Source organism: Maricaulis alexandrii, from assembly GCF_005871165.1.
Taxonomy (GTDB): Bacteria; Pseudomonadota; Alphaproteobacteria; order Caulobacterales; family Maricaulaceae; genus Maricaulis; species Maricaulis alexandrii.
Genome location: NZ_SWKP01000003.1, coordinates 94,227 through 117,341 on the forward strand (window position 1 = coordinate 94,227; position 23,115 = coordinate 117,341).

Consider the following 23,115-nt stretch of genomic DNA (forward strand, 5'->3'; position numbering starts at 1 on the left):
GCTTCTTTGGGAGAAAAACTCATGAAACTGTTTTCGGGGCTCGTGGTCTGGGTGGCGATCGCCATCGCTGTGCTGGCGGTGGGGCTGCTCGTCCTGGATCCAGCGAGCTGGCCCGTCGCCCTCATCGCCATTCTCTTCCTGCCTCTGGCTGTCTTCATCATGACCACGACGGCTCGAATCCGGCAACGCGCCGGAACGACCAGGGGCCGGGCCGCGGTGCGCGCGTCCATGGTCGGCGGCGGGGCCTTGCTGATCTCTGCCCTGGCCAGCCGGATTGCCGAAACGCTCGGCTGGATCGGCGACGAGACCCAAGGGCGCTCCTTGGTCAGCATCGTCTTCGTGCTGGTGATCGTGGCCGGCGATTTCCTCGCCGCTCGGATGGAGAAGAAAGACGCGGACTAGAGCGCGGCTTCCTATCTCACATAGCTCGCGCCATTGATGTCGATGCAGGAGCCGGTCGCGCTGCGGCAGGCACCGGAGGCCAGAAAAGCGCACATGGCGGCGATCTCTTCGGGCTGGGCGAGGTCCCCGATCGGGATTTCCGCCTTGGCACGGGCCCGGTCTGCCTCATGCTGCGGCCCCATGCGGGTATCGATCCATCCCGGTGCGAGAGCATAGGCATAGATGCCGTCACCACCCCATTGCCGTGCAATCGTCTTGGTGAGGGAGAGCAGGGCGCCTTTGGAGGCCCCATAAGCCATGTGATTGCGGTCTTCGCCGCGATAACCAGCCCGGCTGGCGATATTGATGATGGAGCCGCCGCCCGAGGCGACCATTTCCGGGATCGCCGCGCGGCAGATGTCGGCCACGGCCATCAGATTGACCTGCAGCGTCACCGCCCAGTTGGCCTCCCACTCGACATCGCTGGAATCCAGCGGTGTCGCCCAATGGATGCCGGCATTATTGATGATGATGTCCAGCTGCCCCGAGGCCAGGTGGAGGGCTTTCTCATAGAGATCGCGTCCGGCGCCCGGTTGGGACAAGTCCGCTTGTACGGCACCCAGCGCGCGCGGCCCGATCGCCTGAACTGCCGCATCGGCATCCGCCATATTGGCATTGCCATGCAGCACGACTTCCGCGCCTTGCGCCGCGAAGAGATGCGCGGATGCCAGGCCGACGCCATGGCTGGAACCGGTGATCAGGGCGCGTTTGCCGGAAAGGGGAAGCGACATGGGGCGAGTCCTCGTTTGCGAATCTGCCCCATGTTTACACCGAAACCGGGATGGATCGCCCTAACCCAGCTGCTTCTTCGAAATCCGTTCGAACAGCTTTCCGTAAGGAGGGGCCAGCAGGCGTGAGGGATGCCATTTGCCCGTCGAGAAGACCGAGCGGTCATGGGTGAAGGTGTCGAACCCGTCCTTGCCGTGATAAGCGCCCTGACCCGACGCGCCGATACCGCCGAAGGGCAGGTCGGGGACGGAGAGGTGGAGGAGGTTGATATTGACCCCGGCACCGCCCGATTGGGTCGCATCGAGGACGCGCTGGGCCTGAACCTTGTCCTTGGAATAGACATAGAGCGCCAGTGGATGATCCCGGTCCGTGACGTAATCAATGGCGGAATCGAGCTCGGAATAACCGATCACCGGCAGGACCGGGCCGAAAATTTCCTCGCTCATCACTTTGGCGTCGGCCGGCGGGTTGATCAGCACGGTGGGCGGGATCTTGCGGGCGGCCTGGGCGGCCTGTGAGTCATGCTCTGGTTGCAGGACCGTCGCGCCGCCCTTTCGGGCTTCCTCGATCATGCTGTTGAGCCGTTCATAATGCCGGTCCGAGACGATCGCGGTATAGGCGTCGTCGGTTGATGCATCGGGAAACTGGTGCTGCACCGCGGAGACAATCGCCTCGCCCATCGCGGTTTCCGAGCCCTTGGGCGTCATCACATAGTCTGGCGCGACACAGGTCTGGCCAGCATTGAAGAACTTGCCCCAGGCGATGGATTTGGCGGCGCTGTCGCGCGGATAGTCCGGCGTCACGATGGCCGGCGATTTGCCGCCCAGTTCCAGCGTCACCGGGACCAGGTTTTCCGCCGCTGCCTTCGCGACCAGACGGCCCACTTGGGTGGAGCCGGTATAGAAGAGATGGTCGAATTTCAGGCCGGTGAAGGCCTCACCCACGGCCGGACCGCCGGTGATCACGGCGACATGATCCTCCTCGAAGGCCTCGGCCAGCAGGGATTTCATCAGCTCCGCCGTGGCGGGCGTGTATTCCGATGGTTTGATCAGCGCCCGGCAACCGGCGCCCAAGGCCGCGACCAGCGGCGCGATGGCCAGCTGGAAGGGATAGTTCCAGGGCGCCACGATGCCGACCACACCCTTGGGCTCGCGGCGGATTTCCGCCTTGCCTGGCATCAGGGTCATGGGCACGCCGACGCGGCGTGTCTTCATCCATTTGGCCAGATGCTTCTTGGTGTGTGCCACGTCCTGAATGACAAAGGCGATCTCAGCGATAATGCTTTCTTCGCGCGCGCGGTTTCCGAAATCCCGGCTGATCGCCTCGGCGATGGCCTCGGCATTGTCGCGGCACAAATTGGCGACCCGGTCGAGATCGGCCTTGCGCTTGTCGATGGGGCGGTGACGTTCGGCCTTGAAGGCCGCCTTCTGGGCCTCCAGCACCTGTTTCATGCGTTCGATCTGCTTGGCTTCGGCTTCACTCATGAGTGTTCTCCTTGAGCCTTAGGCATTGTCTTCAGCGATCATCGCGGCGGCGCGCGTGGCGATCATGATGGTCGGCGCATTCGTGTTGCCGCCAATCAGGCGCGGCATCACCGAGGCATCCACGACCCGTAGGCCTTCTACCCCTTTCACCCGGCAGCGGCTGTCCACCACCGAGAGTTCCCCGGACCCCATCGCGCAGGTCGAGGTCGGGTGGTAGAGCGTCTCCGCTCGCGCCCGGACATCATCGCGCAACCCGGCCATCGTGGTGATGTGTGCGCCCGGGAAGCGTTCTTCCTTGCGATCATGGTCAAAGGCCGGCGCATTGAGAATGTCGCGAACCTTGGCCAGGCCGTCCGTCAGGACATCGAGGTCGAACTCGTCCTCGAGATAATTCGGCTGGATCGCCGGGTGGTCATTGGGATCCGTGGTCTTCAGGGTAATCTCGCCGCGGCTTCTTGGATAGAGCTGGCAGACGTGCAGCGTAATGCCGTGCCCGCGCGCCTTCTCCATGCCATGGGCGTTCGAGATGGCCGGGATGAAGACAAGCTGCAGGTCCGGCAGGTCGTTTTCCGCATGGGCCGACTTGATGAAAGCGCCGCCCTGGACCGGATTGTTGGTGAAGAGGCCATCGCCCTTCAGCGCCCAGCGCGCCACCATGTACATGTGCTGGGGCAGGGAGCGCAGGGAATTGCCGATCGAGGTGGCGGACTTCGTCCAGACCTGGGCAGTGACGTCCAGATGGTCCTGGAGATTCTTGCCGACGCCGGGCAGGTCATGCTCGACGGAGACGCCCGCCTCACGCAGCTCATTGGCCGGGCCGATGCCCGACAGGAGCAGGGTCTGCGGCGAGTTGATCGCGCCGCCGGACAGGATGACTTCCTTGCGCGCATTCAGGGTGCGGATTTCGCCCTCGATCTCGACCTCCACGCCCGTGGCGCGGCCGTTCTCCAGGATGACCCGGCGCACCATGGCGCCGGTCTGGACCGCGCAATTCTCCCGCTCCAGGGCCGGGCGGAGGAAGGCATCCGCGGCCGAGCAGCGCTTGTAACCGCGTTGCGTGACCTGGTAGGGGCCGAAGCCTTCCTGTTGGGGGCCGTTGAAATCATCATTGCGCTTGTACTGGAGCTGGTCCGCCGCCTTGAAGAAGTCTTCGGTCAGCGGATTGAGCTTCTGGATGTCCTGGACCCAGAGCGGGCCGCCGACACCGTGCAATTCGCTCTCGCCACGGGTCTGGTGCTGGACTTCCTTGAAGGCGGGCAGGGCGGTTTTCCAGTTCCAGCCCTCTGCGCCGTACTCCCGTTCCCACTCGTCGTAATTCTCCGGCGCGCCGCGCATATAGTGCATGGCGTTGATCGAGGAGGACCCGCCCAGGGTCTTGCCGCGCGGCCAGAGGAGTTTGCGGTCATTGAGCTGCTTTTGCGGCTCGGTCCAGTAACCCCAATTGAACTGCTCGCCCGTCACGGCGTATTGCAGCAGCATCGGCGTGCGGATGATCGGGCTGTTGTCGGACCCGCCGGCCTCCAGCACGAGCACGCTGGCACTGCTGTCCCGGGACAGGCGTTCCGCGACCGTGCAGCCGGCCGAGCCGGCTCCGCAGACAATGTAGTCGTAATCGGACTTACTCATTCTCGCCTCCCTCGGACGCGATGTCGTCGGCCTGTGCCGGTGCGTCGACGGGATCACCGAAATGCTCGGCCAGGGCCCGCATGGCAGCGATGGACTCGGCCGTGCGACCGCCCCATTCCGTGTCGGCCGCAGTCCGGGCGATCACAATGTTCCGGCGTTCATCGACCCAGACATACTGGCCGTAGACACCAGCCATGAAGTATTCGCCGTCATAGCCTTCGGGCACCCAGAAATGCAGGCCATAGCCGCGATGGGCATAGACCGCGTCCGGACCCGGTTCCTGAAAACCGGCATTGGGACGCGTGGCCTGTTCCACCCAGCCTTCCGGCAGGAGGCGTTGGCCATTCCAGACCCCGTCCTGAAGATAGAACTGGCCGAAGCGGGCATAGTCCTCGAGCGTCGCATTGAGGCAGCAATAGCCGATCGCCATGCCGTCATCGCCGGGAATGTTCTGGTTCCAATAGGCCTCGCCCGTCATGCCCAGGGGTTGCCAGATCTCGTCCTGCATCACCGTGGCCAGCGGCGCATTCCAGATGCCGCGCACGACGGCGGAGAGCACCTGCGTATTGGCGGAGACATAGTGGAGGTCCTCACCGGCGGGGCGGTTGCGCTCCACTTCCGCGACCAGGCGGTCAATGTTCTGGCCGTAAATGTTCGCGCCCAGGAAGAGGCGGCGAATGTCCGAATTGGGGGCCGAATAGTCTTCCTCGAAATCCACGCCGGCGGACATCATCAGGAGATGACGCAGGGTCGTGGCGCCATAATCCGTGCCTGCATATTGCGGCGCGAACATTTCGGCGGTCTGGTCGAGATTGGCGATCCGGCCGTCTTCCATGGCCATGGCGATCAGGGTCGCCACATAGCTCTTGCCGACGGACCAGGAGGTGTGCCGGGTCTCCGGCGTGGAGCCGAGGAGGTAGTTCTCGTACACGACCTCGCCATTGTGCAGGACCATCAGGCCGGTCGAGCGCGAGGCGTCGAGCCAGTCCCCGATGGGGTGGTCGGTTCCGTCGAAGCTGTAATGGATGTCACCGGGCTGGAGATTGCGGGGCAGGGGTACCGCCGATTCGGCCGGATGAATGGGACGATAGGGGAAGACATCCGCCATGTTGCGGAACGTCTCCGGAAGGTGTTCCGGCGCTGTGGCGGCACGGATTTCTGCGGGCGAATACTCCGACCAGGGTCTGTAATACCAACCGGCTCCCGCCAGGACGCAGACGACCAGCAGGGTCGCCAAGCCCATGAATATCTTTTTCATTTTTCTCCCCTATGACAGCTTTTTTGAACGCTGTTCACTGCGCAGCGTAGCAGAGATAGAGGCATTGAAAAGAGGGGTTTGGCCCGATGCAGCTTTGCCACTGTGTGAGGATTGTTTGCATCAATCAGCCATGATTTTTCGGGTTTTGGGATAAACCGGCTGACAACACCTGCGAGCGGTGTTCATATATCGGATACCAACGCGGAACGGTTGGCAAAAAAGAAACCCGCGTTTAGAGGGGAGAAATCCATGAGCAAATTCAACAAGGCGGCCGTCTTGGGCACGACCGCTATTCTTGCAGGCCTTATCGGGGCCTCCAGTGCTTTGGCGCAGGTCGACGTCATTACAGTGACGGCGCAAAAGCGCGAGCAGACGCTTCAGGATACGCCGGTATCCGTGGCGGCCGTGACCGGCGAACAGATCGAACAATCCCAGATCCGCGATGCGGCTGACCTGCAGACCCTGGTCCCCTCGCTGCGCGTGTCCGAGTTCGCGACCTCCACGAATACCGAGTTCAACCTGCGCGGTATCGGTACGTCGAGCTTCAACCCGGGCCTCGAACCCTCCGTGGGCGTGTTCATTGACGGTGTCTACCGTCCTCGCTCCGGCTCCGCGATCAACGACCTTTTGTCGGTTGAGCGCGTCGAAGTGATCCGGGGTCCGCAGTCGACCCTGTTCGGCCGCAACACGCCGGCGGGCGTTGTCTCGGTCATCACCCAGGAGCCGGAATTCGAATTCGGCTATGTTGGTGAAGTGACCGTTGGCAATAACGGCATGCGCCTGGCGCGCGCCTCGGTGACCGGTCCGCTCAGCGACACGATGGCGATCCGTCTTGATGGCACGATGCACCAGAGCGACGGCTATATCGATATCGAGGACGGCCGCAATGCGAACAACCGGGCCCGCCACTCCTGGCGCGGTCAGCTGCTCTGGAATCCGGGCGACAGCACGGAAGTCCGCATCATTGCCGACTATGGCAATATCGACGAGAACTGCTGTGCAGCGCCGTTTGCCTATTATGATCCGATCGACCAGGGCGCGCTTGTCGGCCTGGGCGGTACGGCCATCCCGGCCGATCCGAACGGGGGCGACCGGATTGCCATTGATGGTGATCTGAACACCCAGCTCGTGACCAGCGGCATCTCGGCCGAAATCAACCATGATTTCGACGCCTTCACCCTGACCTCGATCACGGCCTTCCGGACCTATGACGAAGACCAGAATTTCGACGCGGACTTCTCTGATCTCGATCTGGTGAGCCTGCGGAATATCCAGAACCAGTATGACAGTTTCACCCAGGAGTTCCGCGTGACCTCCACGGGCGACAACTTCATGGACTGGATGGGTGGTGCCTTCTACTACCGCAATGACCTGAACTTCGCGAACACGACGCCCTATGGCGCCGATGCGCGCACCTTCTTCGATGCGGCTTCGGCTCCGTCCGTGGCGCCGATCGTCGCCGGTCTCGGCCTGCCGGCCGGTACGGGTGGTGTCAGCCTGCTGGAAGTCTTCCTGAACATGAATGCGGCGGCCGGTGTCGGCAATTTCGTGCCGCTTCCGTCCGGGAATGCTGCTCTGCCGACCACGCCGGCCGAGGGCTTCGTGTCCACGAGCCACGGCCTGATCTCGGAAGAGTACCAGTACAACACGGAAGCCTGGTCGGTCTTCGGTCAGCTCGATTTCCATCTCACGGACCAGTTCACCCTGACCCTGGGTGGCCGCTATTCCGACGAGAGCAAGGAGATGGAGACCTTCATCAATCAGCCCGATCCGCTGTCGGCCTTCTCCTTCGCCGATCTGGGCCAGGATCTGCGTCTGGTCTCGCCGGGCACGTGTGATCCGGGTCTCTTCCCGGTCATTGGCGGTGATGCCTGTGCCTATCTGGTGCCGGCGCTTCTGCTGGGTCAGGGCCTGACGCAATATCCGGACGGCACACCGATCAACCCGGCCAACCCGCTGCCGGCGATCTATGCCGGCACGGCGCTGAACCCGCTGCTGGGCTTCACGGCCTTCCAGAACTTCCCGCCGGTCAATGCGGGCAATTTCCCGACCTCGCGGAGCGACACCAACTTCTCGGGCAATATCATCCTGTCCTATGACGTGTCGGATGATCTGAACCTGTATGCGTCCTACGCGACGGGCTTCAAGCCGGGCGGTTTCAACGTTTCCACCAACGCCGCCTTCACCGGCGTGTTCGAGTTCGAGGAAGAAATCTCCGAGAGCTTCGAGATCGGGGCGAAGGGTTCGCTCTTCAACAACCGCATGATCTACTCGGTGGCCTATTTCAACCAGACCATCGAAGACTTCCAGACCAACAATTTCGTGGGCAATGGTTTCGCCCTCGAGAATGCGGGTTCGATCGATGTCTCCGGTATCGAGTTTGAAGGCCAGTGGTCGCCGATCGACAATCTGCTCTTCACCGGTGGCTTCACCTATCTGTTCGACAGCTCGTACGGCGACTATGAGTTCGCCCCGTGTCCGGACGGCTTCGGTGGTGTCGGTGTCTGGGATGCCGGTGACCCGAACTTCGCGCTCTGCGAACTGGGCAATGAGCGGACCAATGATGCCGGTGTGACCGCGCTGTTCAACGATCTGACCGGTCGCGATCGCGGTAATTCGGAACTCGTCGGTGCCCTGACCGCCACCTATACGATGCCCCTGTCCAATGGCTGGGAAATCGACTGGCGCGGTGAGGCGACCCACGTCTCCGAATTCCTGCACACCACCTCTCAGGACCCGCGTCCGTTCGCGATGCAGGATGCCTTCACCCTGTTCAATGCCTCGGTCACGATCGGCAGCGATACGGGCAGCTGGGCCCTGCAGCTGTGGACCCGCAACCTCACCGACGAGGACTACACCAAGGGTGGTTTCCCGTCGGTCGGTTATCTGGGGACGTCCTATAACGTCTATCCGGGCGACCCGCAGACCTATGGTGTGACCTTCCGCCTCCGCGGTTAGTGAACATCGTTCAAAAATGAATTGACGACGGGCGAGGGCAGGTTAGCCTTCGCCCGTTGTTGTTTCTGGACTTGTCGTTTCTCGAACGGATACGGACATGCTCATTCTCTGGGTCTTGCTGGGCTCGGTCGCCGGGATCTCCGCCATGGTGGCGTTCAATGCCTGGCTGGGCCTCTATGCGCCCGCTCAACTGGCGGATCTCGATGAGGCGATTGCCCGTCTGGACGCCGACTCCGTGGGCTTCGAGGCCGGGGAGGGTGTCCTGGCGCCCGATGGGAAGAGCGCTCTCGTGACCGATGTCGAGCGGGACCGCCTGGCCCTTCTGGTCGCGCGTGGCAGTGACTTCGTCATTCGTTATCTGGATCCGGGCCAGGTCCTCAGCGTGTCCACGCAGGACTGCGACATCACGCTCAGACTCAAAGATTTCACCTTTGCGCCGGCGCGGCTCTCCTTCGAGACGCCCGAACAGGCCCGTGACTGGGCCGGCCGGCTGGAAGCCTTGCAGGGATAAGCCATGGACGCGCCCGCCTTCGTCGAGAACTTCGATCCGGTCTGGATTGCCATTCCCTTCTTCGTGCTGTCCGTTTTCGGCGAAATGCTGTTCGCCCGCTTCACCGGCAAGGCCCGGTTCGAGGCCCGCGACAGTGCCGCCAGCCTGATGATGGGTTTGGGCAATACCGTGTCGGGTGTGATTTTCGGCGGGCTGATCGGCCTGTGGGCCCTGTTCGTCTACGAACACCGTCTGACCACGATCGGCTTTGCCTGGTGGGCCTGGATCCTGGCCTTCATGCTGGATGATTTCGTCTATTACTGGTCGCACCGCTGGGCACATACCGTGCGCTGGTTCTGGGCGGATCATGTCGTCCACCATTCTTCCCAGCACTACAATCTCACCACCGCGCTGCGGCAGCCCTGGCTGAACCCGCTGACCCTGAAATTCCTGTGGCTGGGCTCGGCCCTGATCTTCCTCGGCTTCCATCCGGCCATGGTCGCCTTTGTCGGTTCGCTCAACCTGATCTACCAGTTCTGGATCCATACCGAGGCGATCCGCAAAATGCCGCCCTGGTTCGAGGCGGTGATGAACACGCCGTCCCACCACCGCGTCCATCACGCGACCAATCCGCTCTATCTGGACCGCAATTATGCGGGCGTCTTCATCATCTGGGACAAGATGTTCGGGACCTTCCAGCCTGAGCTGGACGACGAGAAATGCCGCTACGGGATCGTGAAGAATCTGGGCACCTACAATCCGATCAAGATCAGCCTGCATGAATGGTGGGGGATTTTGAAGGACATGGCGTCGGCGAAGAATCCCAAAGAGGCGTTGATGTATCTTCTGGCACCGCCCGGCTGGTCGCCGGACGGCTCGCGGCAGACCTCGCACCAGATCCTGGATCGCTGGAAGGCGCGTCAGGCCGACAAGCCGGATATGCCCACAGCCGCCGAGTAAGCCTTTTGCGTCAATTTGTTGCCTCGTGCCTGCAAAGGGCGCAGGGTGTCCGGCCGTCCAGATTTCAAACGGTTAGACGATGACGAAGAAACCCCCGCAGCATTTCCCGACCAAGGCCTACAAGGACGAAGCCTTCATCAACTCGCCCGAGGCCCGGCCGGTCCGGATTCTCGCGGAATATATCGAGCCGCAGACCCGGTTTGCCGAAAACGGCATCCAGGACACCATTCTCTTTTATGGTTCGGCCCGGATCATTTCCCGGGAAGAGGCGCAGGAAGCGCTGGAGGCCGCGAAGGCAGAAGGGGGTGATATCGCTGCCGCCGAACGGCGACTGGAGATCTCCAAATACTATGAAGCGACCCGGGAGCTTTCGAACCGGCTGACGCAATGGTCCAAGGATCTGCGCGATGAGAGCGGGCGCCGTTTCGTGATCTGTACTGGCGGCGGGCCGGGCATCATGGAGGCCGCCAATCGCGGGGCCTCGGAAGCCCAGGGCGAGAATGTCGGTCTGGGCATCTCCCTGCCGTTCGAGGTGGGGAATAATCCCTGGGTGACCCGCTCGCTCAGCCTGGAATTCCACTATTTCTTCACGCGGAAATTCTGGTTCCTCTATCTGGCCAAGGCGCTGGTCCTGATGCCGGGCGGGTTCGGCACGATGGATGAGTTGTTCGAGGCTCTGACGCTGCTTCAGACCCGCAAGATGCGCAAGAAACTGCCCATCGTCCTGTTCGGACGCGAGTTCTGGGACAAGGTGCTCAATTTCGAGGCGATGGTGGATTTCGGCACGATCAGTCCGGAGGATGTCGAGTTGATGATCAAGACCGACAGTGTCGACGAGGCGTTCAAATACATCACCGACCAATTGTGCGAGCACGCCCTGCACTGTCCGGGCGGGCGGCTTTAGACGAACGCCGTTCGTTACATTCATCACATTTGTCGCTTTTCCCTTGCCAAGCGAGCGATTTTGAATCACGTTGTGAATGTGAACATTGTTCACCAAAGAGCAAGTTCATCCTGACAACGATTGGTCGCCCCTGGGGAGGATTAGCGCCATGGCATCGCTTCGCGATCTCTATCCGATGCCGGATCTCGACAAGCACTGGTCGGTTCCGCAGCAATTCGACGCCACTTTCGATTTCGAATACGACGACGGTCGCTCGACGCTCATGCACTTGTACCAGAAGGGCAAGGACATGCAGTGGGATGCGGTCAACCGTATCGACTGGAGCCTTGAGCTCGACTTCGAAAATCCGATGCAGCTGCCCGATGAGGGCATTGCCCTGCACGGGTCTCCCATGTGGGAGAAGATGACGAAGAAGGAACGCATCGAGTTCCGCCGTCATGCCCAGTCCTGGAATATCTCGCAATTCATGCAGGGCGAGCAGGCCGCACTGATCTGCGCCGCCAAGATCGTCGAGTCCGTTCCCGATCTCGACGCCAAATTCTATGCCGCGACCCAGGTGATGGATGAAGCCCGTCACGTCGAGGCCTACAAGAATCTGATGAAGAAGTTCGGCGTCGCCTATCCGATGACCGAACCGCTGCGCCAACTGGTCGATGAAGCCCTGCGCGACAGCCGCTGGGACTTTACCTATCTGGCCATGCAGGTCGTCATTGAAGGTCTGGCCCTGGCCGCTTTCGGGACGATCCGTGACCTGGCCCAGAACCCGCTGGCCAAGATGGTCAATGCCTATGTCATGGAAGACGAGGCCCGCCATGTGGCCTTCGGCCGTCTCTCCCTGCGCGATTATTATCCGCACCTGACCCAGGCCGAGCGCGACGAGCGCGAGGAATTCCTGGTCGAGGCCTGCTATCACATGCGGGACCGTTTCCAGGCCCGGGAAGTCTATGAAGTGATGGGCCTGCCGGTCGAGGAATGCATCGAATGGGCTGAGAAGTCGGAGATGAACCAGCTCTTCCGCACGCTCCTCTTCCAGCGCATCGTGCCGGTGGTGAAGGATATCGGCCTGTGGGGTCCGAAGATCCAGAAGGCCTATGCCGATATGGGCGTGCTGCACTATGCCGACCAGGATCTCGACCTGCTCGCCAAGCAGGATGAGGAAGTCGCCCGCGATCTGGACACCAAGCACCAGGATGTCCGCACGGCCTATGTCCAGGCCGTCGCCGGTCACGCAGAATAAGGGCAGGGCGGCGCACTCGCCTGCGCCTCTTGTTCAACCGGAAAGGGCTCCGCTTGCGGAGCCCTTTTTCGTGGGGTCATGTCTGAAGGTTTGGTGTGTCCATGGATGCGTGGACAATAGCGAGCACGTCAACGCCACCCGCCCTGGTTCGATAGAAGATGATGTGGGCGTTGTGACGAAAGCTGCGGGATCCGGTTGCGATGTCGTCGCGGGTCCGGCCGCTGTCCGGGTTTTCGCAAAGCCATCGGAAACGGGCATCAAGCCCTTCCAGATAGCGGCGGCATTGTGTTTCGCCCCATTGCTGCCGGGTGTATCTCGCAATTTCTGTCAGATCCGCGTGCGCACGGCGCGTCAGGCGGAAGTCTGGCGTCATGCGTCATCCTTTGAGCCGGCAATGATCGCCTCGATGTCATAGTCTTCGACGAAGGCGCCACGATCGGCGTCAGACAGGCCTTGGCGCACATGATTCTGAAGGGCTTCCAGTCGTTTGGCCTTGTCTTCCAGCTCCCGCAGTCCGGCGCGAACAACCTCGCTGGCAGTTCCGAAGCGACCGCTGGCCACTTCGGTGCGAATGAAGGCTTCCCAGTGGGGGCCGAGGCTGAGGCTGGTCGAGGCCATGTGCGTCTCCGAGGTATTCAAATTGAATATACCCCGGAAGGGGGCGGCAGGCCAGTTCTGGCTCAATCCTCGTTGAACGCGTAGGGCGAGGCGCGCAGCATGTGGGCGTCGAGGACGAGTTTCCGGTTCATGGGCGGGAAGGCGCGCTGGGCGCAGTTTTCCCGGTCGCACAGGCGGCAGGCAATGCCCACCGGAGCCGGTTCGGCTTCCGCGATCGTGTCGGCATGGACGATGCGGGCGGCATGTTCCCAGTCACAGCCCAGCGCGATGGCGTGAATCACCGGCGGCTGGCCGGCCGGAGCGGCGCTGACCTGGCCGCGGGCGAGGGACAGCATGGAGGCGCCGTCCGGCAGTTCAAAGCGCTGTGCCAGGATGCGTTCCGGCGTGCGCAGGGCGTCGTAGAGATTCCATTTCGGACAGCCACCGCCCGCCCGGGCAAAGGGCATGATGCCGCCCCCGAAGCGTTTGGAGACATTCCCCGCCGCATCGACCCGGATCATGAAGAAGGGCAGACCGCGCGCGCCGGGACGCTGCAGCGTCGTCAGCCGGTGGCAGATCTGCTCATAGGAGACCTCGAAGCGCCTTTGCAGGCGGATGATGTCATAGCGCGTTTCCTCGGCATGCTTGAGGAAAGCCGCATAGGGCATGTGGGCGGCGCCGGCGAAATAATTGGCCAGACCGACCCGGTAGAGCTTCTTGGCTTCCGGCGCGTCCAGCTTGGCCTCCTCGGTCAGGGCGTCGAGCGTGTCGCCCAGTTCCAGCGTCGCCAGGACGACCGCCATGTGGAAGGCCCGCGAGCCCGGGGCGAGGGCTTCGGAGAGGAGGAGGCGGCGGCCATGGAAGTCCAGGCGGCGCCGGGCGCCCGCCATGATTTCCTCATCCAGCACCCGGACCGTGAAGCCGTGCTGGGATTGCAGATAGTCCGACAGGACGCGGTCGCGATTGCGCGGTTTCAGCCCGATCCGCTGGGCCAGGCTCTCGGCGGCCTCTTCCAGTTCCGGGAAATGGTTCTGGCGGGCATCCAGCGCATCGCGCACGCTTTCCAGAACGGCGCCCGGACCGCCGGAGGTGGCGCCGGGCCCGGACATTCGGGTGGCGAGGTCGGCCGTGGCGGCATTCACTTCGCGAAAGGCGTGGAAGAGGCGGGCAAAGGCTTCCGCAGCCCGCGGCTGGGCGTCGGCGAATTCGGACAGCTCCATCCGGTCCATTTCCATTCCGGACAGGACCGGATCGGCTGCGGCTTCCTGCAAATCGGCGATCAGCTGTCGGTCGCTCTCATTGGCGAAGGCGCGGACATCCACATCGAAAGAATCGGCGAGGGCGAGCAGGACGCGGGCGGTCACCGGCCGCTGGTTTCGTTCCAGCAGGTTGAGATAGCTGGCGGACAGGCCCAGGGCTTCGGCGGCCTCGGCCTGGGTGAGGCCGCGTTCGCGCCGGAGGCGGCGCAGACGGGCGCCGGCGAAGATCTTCTCGAGGGCCTGGTTTTCACTCATGTCTTGTACCAAAATTTACAGACTTACTTCTACACAATGTAATTATCATACATCTGATCCTCTTTATAGGAAAAGCTGTATCGACACCATCCCTGCCGTTTGACAGTTTCGGGTCAACGCATACCGCGTCAGTTCAAAGAACCCGTCAGGGAGAATAATGATGACGAAATTCACGGATCTGGTTCCCTCCGCCCCGGCTGGCCGCTTCGATGGCATCGAGCGTCCCTACACCCCGGAAGATGTCCTGCAGCTGCGCGGTTCCGTGCAGATCCAGCACACGCTCGCTGAGCAGGGTGCCGTGAAACTGTGGAACCTGCTGAAGACCGAGCCCTTCATCAATGCTCTGGGTGCCCTGTCGGGCAACCAGGCCATGCAGATGGTTCGTGCCGGTCTGAAGGCCATCTACCTGTCCGGTTGGCAGGTCGCGGCTGACGCCAATACCGCCGGTGCCATGTATCCGGACCAGTCGCTCTATCCGGCGAACTCGGCCCCGGAACTGGCCAAGAAGATCAACCGCACGCTCCAGCGCGCCGACCAGATCGAAATGTCCGAGAACGGCAAGACCAGCCGTGACTGGTTCGCCCCGATCGTGGCCGATGCCGAAGCCGGTTTCGGCGGCACGCTGAACTGCTTTGAAATCATGAAGGCCTTCATCGAAGCCGGCGCTTCGGGCGTTCACTTCGAAGACCAGGTCGCCGCCGAGAAGAAGTGCGGTCACCTGGGTGGCAAGGTCCTGATCCCGACCTCCGCCCACGAGCGCAATCTGGCCGCGGCCCGTCTTGCTGCCGACGTGATGGGTGTCTCCACCATCACCGTCGCCCGGACCGACGCCGAATCCGCCACGCTGATCAACTCCGACATCGACGAGCGCGATCACGAGTTCATCGACTTCGATGCCGGCCGCACGCCGGAAGGCTTCTTCCGCCTGAAGCAGGGCGTCGGCGTTGATCACTGCATCAAGCGCGGCCTGGCCTATGCCAAAGTGGCCGACCTCTTGTGGTGGGAAACCTCCAAGCCGAACCTCGAAGAGGCCAAGCGCTTCGCCGAAGCCATCCAGAAAGCCTATCCGGGCAAGATGATGGCCTATAACTGCTCGCCGTCCTTCAACTGGGAAGCCAATCTGGACAAGGCCACCATCGAAACCTACCAGCGCGAGCTGGGTGCGATGGGCTACAAGTTCCAGTTCGTGACCCTGGCCGGCTTCCACCAGCTGAACCATGGCATGTTCCAGCTGGCGCAGGGCTACCGCGATCGCGGCATGGGCGCCTATTCGGAACTGCAACAGGCCGAGTTTGCTTCGGAAGCCGACGGCTACACCGCCACGCGCCACCAGCGTGAAGTCGGCACCGGCTATTTCGACAAGGTCAACCTGGCCATCTCGGGCGGCACCTCGTCCACGACGGCCATGGGTGAATCCACCGAAACGGCCCAGTTCACGGCGGCCGAATAGGATCCCTTTCGGATCCGTCTTGCGGAAGGTTCGGGGCGTGCCGCCAGGCGCGGCCGCCCCAACCATCTGCCTCAAACACCTGCCTCAACCCCAAAGGAGCCTGTCATGACTCTCACTGCTCCCACCGGTGTCGAAGTTCTGGGCCATCTGGAACCCGGCTATCGCGACATTCTCTCCCACGAGGCGCTGAGCTTCCTCGCCGGCCTGCACCGCCGCTTCGAAAAGCGCCGCCAGTCCCTGCTGCGTTACCGCAAGGAACGCCAGGAAGAGCTGGACCAGGGCGCGCTGCTGATGTTCCCGCACGAAACCGCGGACATCCGCGCTGGCGAATGGACCGTGCGTCCGGCCCCGGCCGATCTGCAGGACCGCCGCGTCGAGATTACCGGCCCGGTCGACCGCAAGATGGTCGTCAACGCGCTGAATTCCGGCGCCAAATGCTTCATGGCCGATTTCGAGGATGCCACGGCACCGCTCTGGTCGAACCTCGTGGAAGGCCAGATCAATCTGCGCGACGCCATCCGTCGCGAGATCGATTTCACCGATCCCAAGAATGGCAAGCGCTATCAGGTCAATGATGACGCCGCCGTCCTGATCGTCCGCCCGCGCGGCTGGCACCTGGACGAGCGCCATGTCCTGATCAATGGCGTGGCCATGTCGGGCTCGCTGTTCGATTTCGGCCTCTATGTCTTCCACAATGCGCAAGCGCTCATCGAGCGCGGCACTGGCCCGTATTTCTACCTGCCCAAGCTGGAAAGCCGTCTGGAAGCGCGTCTGTGGAGCCTGGTTTTCCAGCATGCCGAGGACGAGCTGGGCCTGGCCCGCGGCACGCTGCGCGCCACCGTGCTCATCGAGACTCTGCCGGCGGCCTTCGAGCTGGACGAGATTCTCTATGAGCTGAAAGATCATATCGTCGCGCTGAATTGCGGCCGCTGGGACTATATCTTCAGCTATATCAAGCGTCTGAAGTCCCGGAAGGAGCATGTGCTTCCCGATCGTGCTGCGGTCACCATGGCCGTGCCCTTCATGAACGCCTATTCGCGCCGGGTGATCGCGGTCTGTCACCGTCGCGGCGCCCACGCCATGGGCGGTATGTCGGCCTTCATTCCGGTGAAGGGCGATGCGGAAGCCAATGCCGCCGCGCAGGAAAAAGTCCGTCAGGACAAACTGCGCGAAGTGAAGATGGGCCATGACGGCACCTGGGTGGCGCACCCGGACCTGGTCCCGGTCGCCAAGGCTGTGTTCGACGAGTTCATGCCGAAGGCCAACCAGGTCGACCGGGCTCCCGATCCGCACGAACTCCCGGTCACGACCCAGCAATTGCTGGCGGCGCCGGAAGGCGACATCACCGATCAGGGCGTGTCGGGCAATATCGATGTGGCGATCCGCTATATCGCGGCCTGGCTGGGTGGCCGCGGGGCGGTCCCGATCCATCACCTGATGGAAGACGCCGCGACCGCCGAGATCGCCCGGGCCCAGCTCTGGCAATGGCGTACCTATGACTGTTCCACCAAGGAAGGCACCGCGCTGACGGCTGCCTATCTGGAGAACAAGATCGCGGATATCTGTGCGTCCATCCAGGACGAGGTCCCCGGTCAGGACGAGCTCATTGCCCGCATCCAGAGCGCGGCTGACATCCTGGCGGATCTGGTGCTGAACGAGGACTTCGCCGAATTCCTCACCCAGCCGGCCTATGACCGCATCACCTCGGATCTGAAAAAGCCGATGGCTTTGGCCGAATTCGAGGACTGACCACGCCTGAGGCGTGCGAAACGGAAAGCGGGGCCTTGCGGCCCCGCTTTTTGCATGTCTGTCGGTCAGTCAGCGATCGGGGATCAGCGCGTGCCGGTTTGTGTCGCCGGGGCGACCGGGCGCGTATAGCCGCACAGATCAGCCAGTTTCCAGCCGGCCGCCGTCTGTTCGAAGCGGCAGCTCAGATAATCTCGGCGCGAGACGCCATAGGGCGGCGGGGCATCGGCCAGCGGCGTTTCGGCGGCCGGGGCCACACGGTCGAAACTGTCCTGCGGATAGACCAGGATCTGGCGCACCGCGTCGGTCGGCGGGGTGCGCATGTCATCCAGGATGCACAGGGGCGGGCGGGCCAGGAGGCCGATCACCGAACCCTGGGTGATGCCCTGCGAGCCCCAGACATGGCTGGAGACGGCCGGGTCGGCACTCGACACGGCGTTTTGCAGCGCGCCGGGCACGGTCGCATTCACCAGGGCCTGACGGTCATGGCTCATGATGGCGCGGAACGCGGCCATCTCATGCGCTGCGGGCGCCCGGCAGGCCGGTACGGTTTCGGTGGCGCAGCCGGACAGGATCGCGGCGGCGGCAAAAGAGGCAAACAGGACACGCTTCATCGGTTCTTCCGGTTTTCGATCAGGTCATCGACGACACTCGGGTCGGCCAGTGTAGACGTGTCACCCAGATTGCTGAACTCATTTTCGGCAATCTTGCGCAGGATGCGCCGCATGATCTTGCCGGAACGGGTCTTGGGCAGGCTGGGCGCGAACTGGATCAGGTCCGGTGTGGCGACCGGTCCGATCTCCTGACGGACCCAGGCTTTCAGCGCGGCGACATCCTCGTCCTCGGGTTTGCGGCCGCCCATCAGGGTGACATAGCAATAAATGCCCTGACCTTTCACATCATGCGGATAGCCGACCACGGCGGCCTCGGCGACATCGTCATGGGCGACCAGCGCGCTCTCGATCTCGGCCGTGCCCAGGCGGTGGCCGGACACGTTGAGCACATCATCGACGCGGCCCGTGATCCACCAATAGCCATCGGCGTCCCGGCGTGCGCCATCGCCGGTGAAGTAAAAGCCCGGATACGTGGAGAAATAGGTCTCGAAGAAGCGCTGGTGATCGCCATAGACGGTGCGCATCTGGCCCGGCCAGGAGCGCGTGATCACCAGATTGCCCTCGGCCGCTCCGGTCTCCGGAAGGAATTGACCTTCTGCATCGACCAGGGCCGGTGCGACACCGAACATGGGCGTTGTGGCGGAACCGGGCTTGAGGTCCGTGGCGCCGGGCAGGGGGGTGATCAGGGCACCGCCCGTCTCCGTCTGCCACCAGGTATCCACGATCGGGCAGCGCTCATCGCCCACTGTCCTGTGATACCAGGTCCAGGCTTCCGGATTGATCGGCTCGCCCACCGTGCCCAGCAGGCGCAGGGAGGCGCGCGAATGCTTCTTCACCGGCTCATCGCCTTCGCGCATCAAGGCGCGGATCGCGGTCGGGGCGGTGTAGAAGGTGTTGACCTTGTGTTTGTCGATCACCTGCCAGAACCGGTCCGGTCCCGGCCAGGTCGGCACACCCTCGAACATCAGCGTGATCGCGCCGTTCGCGAGCGGTCCGTAGACGATGTAGGTGTGGCCGGTCACCCAGCCGACATCGGCCGTGCACCAGTAGATATCCCCCGGCTTGTAGTCGAACACGTATTCATGGGTCATCGAGGCCCAGACCATGTAGCCGCCGGTCGTGTGCAGGACGCCTTTCGGCTTTCCGGTCGAGCCCGAGGTGTAGAGAATGAAGAGCGGGTCCTCCGCGCTCATCACTTCCGGTTCGCACGCGGCCTCTTGCGCCGCGGTCAGCTCGGCATAATCCACATCGCGCGTGGCGTCCCAGGCGACATCGCCACCGGTATGGCGCACCACGACCACACGGTCGACATCGCCAGCCGAGGCAATCGCTTTGTCGACATTGGCTTTCAGCGGGATCGGCTTGCCGCCGCGCACGCCTTCATCGGCGGTGATCACGAAACGGCTTTCGCAATCACTGATGCGGCCCGCCAGCGCGTCCGGCGAGAAGCCGCCGAAGACGACCGAGTGGACAGCCCCGATCCGCGCGCAGGCCAGCATGGCATAGGCAGCCTCGGGGATCATCGGCATGTAGATCGTGACCCGGTCGCCCTTCTGGACCCCGATGGACTTCAGCCCGTTGGCGAGGCGGCAGACCTGCTCGTGCAGCGCGCCATAGGTGATGGTTTCCGACACATCCGGATCATCGCCCTCCCAGATGATGGCGGTGTCATCCGCCTTCTCCGGCAGGTGGCGGTCGATGCAATTGGCCGAGGCATTCAGCCGGCCATCGCCGAACCAGCGGATATGGAGATCGTCCTTGTCCCAGCTGACATCAGAGATTTCCGTGAAGGGCGTGATCCAGTCGATCCGGCGGGCTTCCTCACGCCAGAACGCATCCGGTTCCTCGATCGACTGGCGGTATTTCTCCGCATAGCGGGCCTTGTCGATCAGCGTCGTTTCCGCGCGATCGGCCGGCACGGGATAGATTGCGTTCGGATCGTGATGGGTCATGGCAAGCTCCGTGGGTCGCCGGGGAGAAGGCACGATACTGATTCAATCGGGACTGGCAATCAGGCCGGGCCGTCCGTCAGGACCCGGGAGCGGACGAGGAAACGGCGCTCCCGCCCATTATCCAGCGAGAACATGCCGCCCCGGCCGGGGACGACGTCCAGGATCAGCTGGGTGTGCTTCCAGGCTTCATATTGCTGGCCGCCGATATAGACCGGCACGGCCCCGATATAGCCCAGCAGGACATCGCGCTCGCCGACCCGGAAATCGCCGGCCGGATAGCACATGGGGGAGGAGCCGTCGCAGCAGCCGCCGGACTGGTGGATGAGGATGTCGGGCACGTCGCGGCGGATCTCCGCCAAAAGGTCCATCGCCGCTTCGGTGGCGATCACCCGGCGCATGTTCGGGGTTGAAGGTTCAGTCATGGGGTTGGCCGTTCTGCAAGAAAGGGTGGGGAGCATGCCTGGCTGGCAAGCGCGGCCCGATCCCCGGGGAGGACCTAGAAGAAGCCCAGCTTTTTCGGGCTGTAGCTGACCAGCATGTTCTTGGTCTGCTGGTAGTGGTCCAGCATCATCTTGTGGTTTTCCCGGCCGACACCGGACTGCTTGTAGCCGCCGAAGGCCGCATGGGCCGGATAGGCGTGGTAGCAATTCGTCCAGACCCGTCCGGCCTGGATGCCACGGCCGAAGCGGTAGCAGGTATTGGCATTGCGGCTCCACACACCGGCGCCGAGGCCGTAGAGCGTGTCATTGGCAATCGCCAGGGCTTCTTCCTCGTCCTTGAACGTGGTCACGGAAACGACCGGGCCGAAGATTTCCTCCTGGAAGACCCGCATCCTGTTGTGGCCCTTCAGCACGGTCGGTTCGACATAATAGCCATTGCCCAGCTCGCCCGGCAGGCTGGCGGCCTTGCCGCCGGTCAGGATCTCGGCGCCTTCCTGGCGGCCGATATCGAAATAGGAGAGGATTTTCTCCTTCTGCTCGGACGAGGCCTGGGCGCCAATCATCGTTTCCGGATCGAGCGGGCTGCCCTGCTTGATCGCCGCGACGCGTTTGAGGGCGCGCTCCATGAAGCGGTCATAGATGTCTTCATGAATGAGCGCGCGTGACGGACAGGTGCAGACCTCGCCCTGGTTGAGGGCGAACATGGCAAAGCCTTCCAGGGCCTTGTCGAAATAGTCGTCATCGGAGTCGGCGACATCCTTGAAGAAGATGTTCGGCGACTTGCCGCCCAGTTCCAGTGTCACCGGGATCAGGTTTTCCGACGCGTACTGCATGATCAGCCGGCCGGTCGTGGTCTCGCCGGTGAAGGCGATCTTGGCGATCCGGTTGGAGGAGGCGAGCGGCTTGCCCGCTTCCAGGCCGAACCCACTGACGATGTTCAGAACGCCCGGCGGCAAGAGATCGCCGACCAGATCGATCCAGACCAGAATGCTGGCCGGGGTCTGTTCGGCGGGCTTCAGCACCACGCAATTGCCGGCTGCCAGGGCCGGAGCCAGCTTCCAGGCCGCCATCAGGAGCGGGAAATTCCACGGGATGATCTGGCCGACCACGCCCAGCGGTTCATGGAAGTGATAGGCGACCGTGTCCGAATCCAGTTCGGCCAGCGAGCCTTCCTGGGACCGGATACAGCTGGCGAAATAGCGGAAATGGTCGATCGCGAGCGGCAGGTCGGCCGCCATGGTTTCGCGGATCGGCTTGCCATTGTCCCAGGTCTCGGCCAGGGCGAGGGATTCAAGATTGTTTTCCATCCGGTCGGCAACGGCCATCAGGCAGGCGGCACGCTCGGCGGCCGGGGTATGGCCCCAGGCGTCCTTGGCCGCATGAGCCGCATCCAGCGCCGCCTCGATGTCCTGTGCGTCGGAGCGGGCGATCTCGCCCACCGGACCGCCATGGATGGGTGAAACATTGGTGAAATAGCGACCGGCGGCCGGCGCCCGCCATTCGCCGCCGATGAAATTCTCATAGCGCGGCTTGAACGGCGCTTTCATCGTGGATTTCGGATCAGTCAGTACATTCATGGAAACCTCCCATTGCGTGTGCCCTTTTGCGGGCATCTGACCGGGAGGCTAGGCGGCGTTCCGGAGCCGCGGGAGCGGGGGTCCGGGTGGGACGGAGAAAACTGTCTCAATGGTGAGACACTCGCCCGACAGTTTCGGAGATGTCAGTCCCCGGACGGGTCGATTCCCAACTGTTTCATGCGGCGGTACAGCGTGGCCCGGCCAATGCCCAGCGCGCGGGCCGCCGCGCTGGCATTGCCGCCGGCCCGGGCCAGGGCGCGACGGATTTCACCGGCCAGGGCCTGATCCAGCCCGTGGGAATCGCCGGCCGTGTTGAGGATGTCCGTCGCTGGTCGCGGTGAGGCGAGGGCGGCATCATCCAGCCCGAAGACCTGGCGGGCCGCCCGCGTGGCCCCGACGACCAGGTCATCCTTGTCGACCGCCAGCAGGACGGGCGCACCGTTGGGGTCGGTCTGGCCGACAATGATCCGCTTGCCCGGGAAGGCAGCCTGGAAATGATCGGCCTCGATTCGCCGGGCCGCATCCGTGATTACCCCGCCCAGCAGGTTGGACATGGCTTCATTCTGGTCCCGGCGGCAGGAAGACAGATCCAACGCCGCAGCCAGCCGGCCCTGATGATCGAAAATGGGCGCATCCATGCAGGCCAGTCCGGTATTGCGGGCATAGAAATGCTGGTCACGATGGATGGTGACGGGGCGTTTCTCGACCAGGCAGGTGCCGATCCCGTTCGTGCCTTCGGCCGCCTCGCTCCAGACCGCGCCTTCGCCCAGTCCCCAGTGATCGAAATCCCCGGCAAGGCTGGCACTGCCATGGCGTTCCAGAATCACGCCCTGGGCATTGGTCAGCAGCACGCAGCAGCCATCATCACCGACCATGCGCAGAAGGCGCTGCAGGGTGGGGCGGGCGACGAGAAGAAGCTGTTCGGCCGCCTGTCGGGCCTCGGCGAGCTGTTGCACCTCGACCCGTTCGGCGGCCTGGCGCATTTCCGGATCAAGTCCGTGATAGCGAATGGACCGGGTCCAGGACGCCGCCACAAGCGATGAGGCCGCCGCTGTCGCGGACTCCACCGTCTTGTGCACCGTGTCTTTGTGGTCGGGACGGGCCATCAGCTTCCTTGTTTTCCGGTTGCAGGATGACA

20 protein-coding genes are annotated in these 23,115 nt (G+C 63.0%); 8 read left to right on the plus strand and 12 right to left on the minus strand.

The window, feature by feature from the left end; translation table 11 throughout:
• The first annotated feature begins 21 nt into the window (after nt 1–21).
• Nucleotides 22–402 (plus strand): hypothetical protein, encoded by a 381-nt coding sequence (locus tag FCS99_RS00580; protein ID WP_138509484.1) that lies wholly within the window; start codon nt 22–24, stop codon nt 400–402.
• A gap of 11 nt (nt 403–413) precedes the next feature.
• On the opposite strand, the gene FCS99_RS00585 is transcribed toward FCS99_RS00580, so the two are convergent.
• The 4 genes from FCS99_RS00585 to FCS99_RS00600 are packed head-to-tail and all read right to left on the minus strand — an operon-like array spanning nt 414 to nt 5,538.
• Entirely contained in the window at nt 414–1,172 is a 759-nt protein-coding gene (locus FCS99_RS00585) for an SDR family NAD(P)-dependent oxidoreductase (RefSeq protein ID WP_138509486.1), read from the minus strand.
• A gap of 60 nt (nt 1,173–1,232) precedes the next feature.
• On the minus strand, nt 1,233–2,654 hold the full coding sequence (locus FCS99_RS00590; RefSeq protein WP_138509488.1) for a coniferyl aldehyde dehydrogenase: 1,422 nt from the start codon (nt 2,652–2,654) through the stop codon (nt 1,233–1,235).
• An 18-nt stretch (nt 2,655–2,672) separates the two neighbouring features.
• Nucleotides 2,673–4,280 carry a GMC family oxidoreductase gene (locus FCS99_RS00595; protein ID WP_138509490.1) on the minus strand — a complete coding sequence of 536 codons (1,608 nt, stop codon included), beginning with the start codon at nt 4,278–4,280 and terminating at the stop codon, nt 2,673–2,675.
• The gene (locus tag FCS99_RS00600; protein ID WP_233352606.1) at nt 4,273–5,538 is read right to left on the minus strand and encodes a serine hydrolase domain-containing protein; all 1,266 of its coding nucleotides are present in this window, start codon (nt 5,536–5,538) and stop codon (nt 4,273–4,275) included. The genes FCS99_RS00595 and FCS99_RS00600 overlap by 8 nt, the downstream gene beginning before the upstream one ends.
• A 249-nt stretch (nt 5,539–5,787) precedes the next feature.
• Between FCS99_RS00600 and FCS99_RS00605 the strand changes: the two genes are divergently transcribed.
• From FCS99_RS00605 to FCS99_RS00625, 5 genes are all read left to right on the plus strand, one after another.
• The gene (locus FCS99_RS00605) at nt 5,788–8,496 is read left to right on the plus strand and encodes a TonB-dependent receptor (RefSeq protein WP_138509492.1); all 2,709 of its coding nucleotides are present in this window, start codon (nt 5,788–5,790) and stop codon (nt 8,494–8,496) included.
• Nucleotides 8,497–8,593: 97 nt separating this feature from the next.
• The gene (locus tag FCS99_RS00610; RefSeq protein ID WP_138509494.1) at nt 8,594–9,007 is read left to right on the plus strand and encodes a hypothetical protein; all 414 of its coding nucleotides are present in this window, start codon (nt 8,594–8,596) and stop codon (nt 9,005–9,007) included.
• 3 nt (nt 9,008–9,010) lie between these two features.
• Nucleotides 9,011–9,946: a sterol desaturase family protein gene (locus FCS99_RS00615; RefSeq protein WP_138509496.1), complete on the plus strand. Its 936-nt coding sequence runs from the start codon at nt 9,011–9,013 to the stop codon at nt 9,944–9,946.
• A gap of 79 nt (nt 9,947–10,025) precedes the next feature.
• Nucleotides 10,026–10,850, plus strand: a complete 825-nt coding sequence (locus FCS99_RS00620; RefSeq protein WP_138509498.1) for an LOG family protein — start codon at nt 10,026–10,028, stop codon at nt 10,848–10,850.
• A gap of 148 nt (nt 10,851–10,998) precedes the next feature.
• Nucleotides 10,999–12,087, plus strand: a complete 1,089-nt coding sequence (locus FCS99_RS00625; RefSeq protein WP_138509500.1) for a ferritin-like domain-containing protein — start codon at nt 10,999–11,001, stop codon at nt 12,085–12,087.
• Nucleotides 12,088–12,163: 76 nt separating this feature from the next.
• Here the strand turns inward: FCS99_RS00625 and FCS99_RS00630 are convergent, their stop codons facing one another.
• From FCS99_RS00630 to FCS99_RS00640, 3 genes are all read right to left on the minus strand, one after another.
• Complete coding sequence (locus FCS99_RS00630) at nt 12,164–12,460, minus strand: type II toxin-antitoxin system RelE/ParE family toxin (protein WP_138509503.1); 297 nt, start codon at nt 12,458–12,460, stop codon at nt 12,164–12,166.
• On the minus strand, nt 12,457–12,705 hold the full coding sequence (locus FCS99_RS00635; RefSeq protein WP_138509505.1) for a type II toxin-antitoxin system ParD family antitoxin: 249 nt from the start codon (nt 12,703–12,705) through the stop codon (nt 12,457–12,459). The genes FCS99_RS00630 and FCS99_RS00635 overlap by 4 nt, the downstream gene beginning before the upstream one ends.
• Before the next feature lie 62 nt (nt 12,706–12,767).
• On the minus strand, nt 12,768–14,198 hold the full coding sequence (locus FCS99_RS00640; RefSeq protein WP_138509507.1) for a helix-turn-helix domain-containing protein: 1,431 nt from the start codon (nt 14,196–14,198) through the stop codon (nt 12,768–12,770).
• Nucleotides 14,199–14,358: 160 nt separating this feature from the next.
• On the opposite strand from FCS99_RS00640, the gene aceA reads away from it, so the two are divergent.
• Both aceA and aceB read left to right on the plus strand, forming a co-directional pair.
• On the plus strand, nt 14,359–15,648 hold the full coding sequence (gene aceA, locus FCS99_RS00645) for an isocitrate lyase (RefSeq protein ID WP_138509509.1): 1,290 nt from the start codon (nt 14,359–14,361) through the stop codon (nt 15,646–15,648).
• A gap of 105 nt (nt 15,649–15,753) precedes the next feature.
• A complete protein-coding gene (gene aceB, locus FCS99_RS00650; RefSeq protein ID WP_138509511.1) occupies nt 15,754–17,397 on the plus strand; it encodes a malate synthase A in 1,644 nt (547 codons plus the stop codon).
• Nucleotides 17,398–17,480: 83 nt separating this feature from the next.
• On the opposite strand, the gene FCS99_RS00655 is transcribed toward aceB, so the two are convergent.
• From FCS99_RS00655 to FCS99_RS00675, 5 genes are all read right to left on the minus strand, one after another.
• Nucleotides 17,481–18,008, minus strand: coding sequence for a hypothetical protein (locus tag FCS99_RS00655; RefSeq protein ID WP_138509513.1), 528 nt, complete (start codon nt 18,006–18,008; stop codon nt 17,481–17,483).
• Nucleotides 18,005–19,960, minus strand: coding sequence for an acetate--CoA ligase (gene acs, locus FCS99_RS00660; protein WP_138509515.1), 1,956 nt, complete (start codon nt 19,958–19,960; stop codon nt 18,005–18,007). Before acs ends, FCS99_RS00655 begins: the two co-directional genes overlap by 4 nt.
• A 59-nt stretch (nt 19,961–20,019) precedes the next feature.
• On the minus strand, nt 20,020–20,382 hold the full coding sequence (locus FCS99_RS00665; protein ID WP_138509517.1) for a DUF779 domain-containing protein: 363 nt from the start codon (nt 20,380–20,382) through the stop codon (nt 20,020–20,022).
• Between the two features lie 74 nt (nt 20,383–20,456).
• Nucleotides 20,457–21,977: an aldehyde dehydrogenase gene (adh, locus tag FCS99_RS00670; protein WP_138509519.1), complete on the minus strand. Its 1,521-nt coding sequence runs from the start codon at nt 21,975–21,977 to the stop codon at nt 20,457–20,459.
• A gap of 143 nt (nt 21,978–22,120) precedes the next feature.
• On the minus strand, nt 22,121–23,083 hold the full coding sequence (locus FCS99_RS00675) for a GAF domain-containing protein (protein WP_138509521.1): 963 nt from the start codon (nt 23,081–23,083) through the stop codon (nt 22,121–22,123).
• Nucleotides 23,084–23,115 lie beyond the last annotated feature (32 nt).

Excerpts from the sequence above, each read along its gene's own strand:
- FCS99_RS00625 (WP_138509500.1), top strand. The coding sequence starts at position 10,999 with ATGGCATCGCTTCGCGATCTCTATCCGATGCCGGATCTCGACAAGCAC.
- FCS99_RS00605 (WP_138509492.1), top strand. The coding sequence starts at position 5,788 with ATGAGCAAATTCAACAAGGCGGCCGTCTTGGGCACGACCGCTATTCTT.
- acs (WP_138509515.1), bottom strand. The coding sequence starts at position 19,960 with ATGACCCATCACGATCCGAACGCAATCTATCCCGTGCCGGCCGATCGC.
- FCS99_RS00675 (WP_138509521.1), bottom strand. The coding sequence starts at position 23,083 with ATGGCCCGTCCCGACCACAAAGACACGGTGCACAAGACGGTGGAGTCC.
- FCS99_RS00585 (WP_138509486.1), bottom strand. The coding sequence starts at position 1,172 with ATGTCGCTTCCCCTTTCCGGCAAACGCGCCCTGATCACCGGTTCCAGC.
- FCS99_RS00640 (WP_138509507.1), bottom strand. The coding sequence starts at position 14,198 with ATGAGTGAAAACCAGGCCCTCGAGAAGATCTTCGCCGGCGCCCGTCTG.
- FCS99_RS00595 (WP_138509490.1), bottom strand. The coding sequence starts at position 4,280 with ATGAGTAAGTCCGATTACGACTACATTGTCTGCGGAGCCGGCTCGGCC.
- FCS99_RS00615 (WP_138509496.1), top strand. The coding sequence starts at position 9,011 with ATGGACGCGCCCGCCTTCGTCGAGAACTTCGATCCGGTCTGGATTGCC.
- FCS99_RS00590 (WP_138509488.1), bottom strand. The coding sequence starts at position 2,654 with ATGAGTGAAGCCGAAGCCAAGCAGATCGAACGCATGAAACAGGTGCTG.
- FCS99_RS00655 (WP_138509513.1), bottom strand. The coding sequence starts at position 18,008 with ATGAAGCGTGTCCTGTTTGCCTCTTTTGCCGCCGCCGCGATCCTGTCC.
- adh (WP_138509519.1), bottom strand. The coding sequence starts at position 21,977 with ATGAATGTACTGACTGATCCGAAATCCACGATGAAAGCGCCGTTCAAG.
- FCS99_RS00580 (WP_138509484.1), top strand. The coding sequence starts at position 22 with ATGAAACTGTTTTCGGGGCTCGTGGTCTGGGTGGCGATCGCCATCGCT.
- FCS99_RS00620 (WP_138509498.1), top strand. The coding sequence starts at position 10,026 with ATGACGAAGAAACCCCCGCAGCATTTCCCGACCAAGGCCTACAAGGAC.
- FCS99_RS00630 (WP_138509503.1), bottom strand. The coding sequence starts at position 12,460 with ATGACGCCAGACTTCCGCCTGACGCGCCGTGCGCACGCGGATCTGACA.
- FCS99_RS00665 (WP_138509517.1), bottom strand. The coding sequence starts at position 20,382 with ATGACTGAACCTTCAACCCCGAACATGCGCCGGGTGATCGCCACCGAA.
- aceB (WP_138509511.1), top strand. The coding sequence starts at position 15,754 with ATGACTCTCACTGCTCCCACCGGTGTCGAAGTTCTGGGCCATCTGGAA.
- FCS99_RS00635 (WP_138509505.1), bottom strand. The coding sequence starts at position 12,705 with ATGGCCTCGACCAGCCTCAGCCTCGGCCCCCACTGGGAAGCCTTCATT.
- FCS99_RS00600 (WP_233352606.1), bottom strand. The coding sequence starts at position 5,538 with ATGAAAAAGATATTCATGGGCTTGGCGACCCTGCTGGTCGTCTGCGTC.
- aceA (WP_138509509.1), top strand. The coding sequence starts at position 14,359 with ATGACGAAATTCACGGATCTGGTTCCCTCCGCCCCGGCTGGCCGCTTC.
- FCS99_RS00610 (WP_138509494.1), top strand. The coding sequence starts at position 8,594 with ATGCTCATTCTCTGGGTCTTGCTGGGCTCGGTCGCCGGGATCTCCGCC.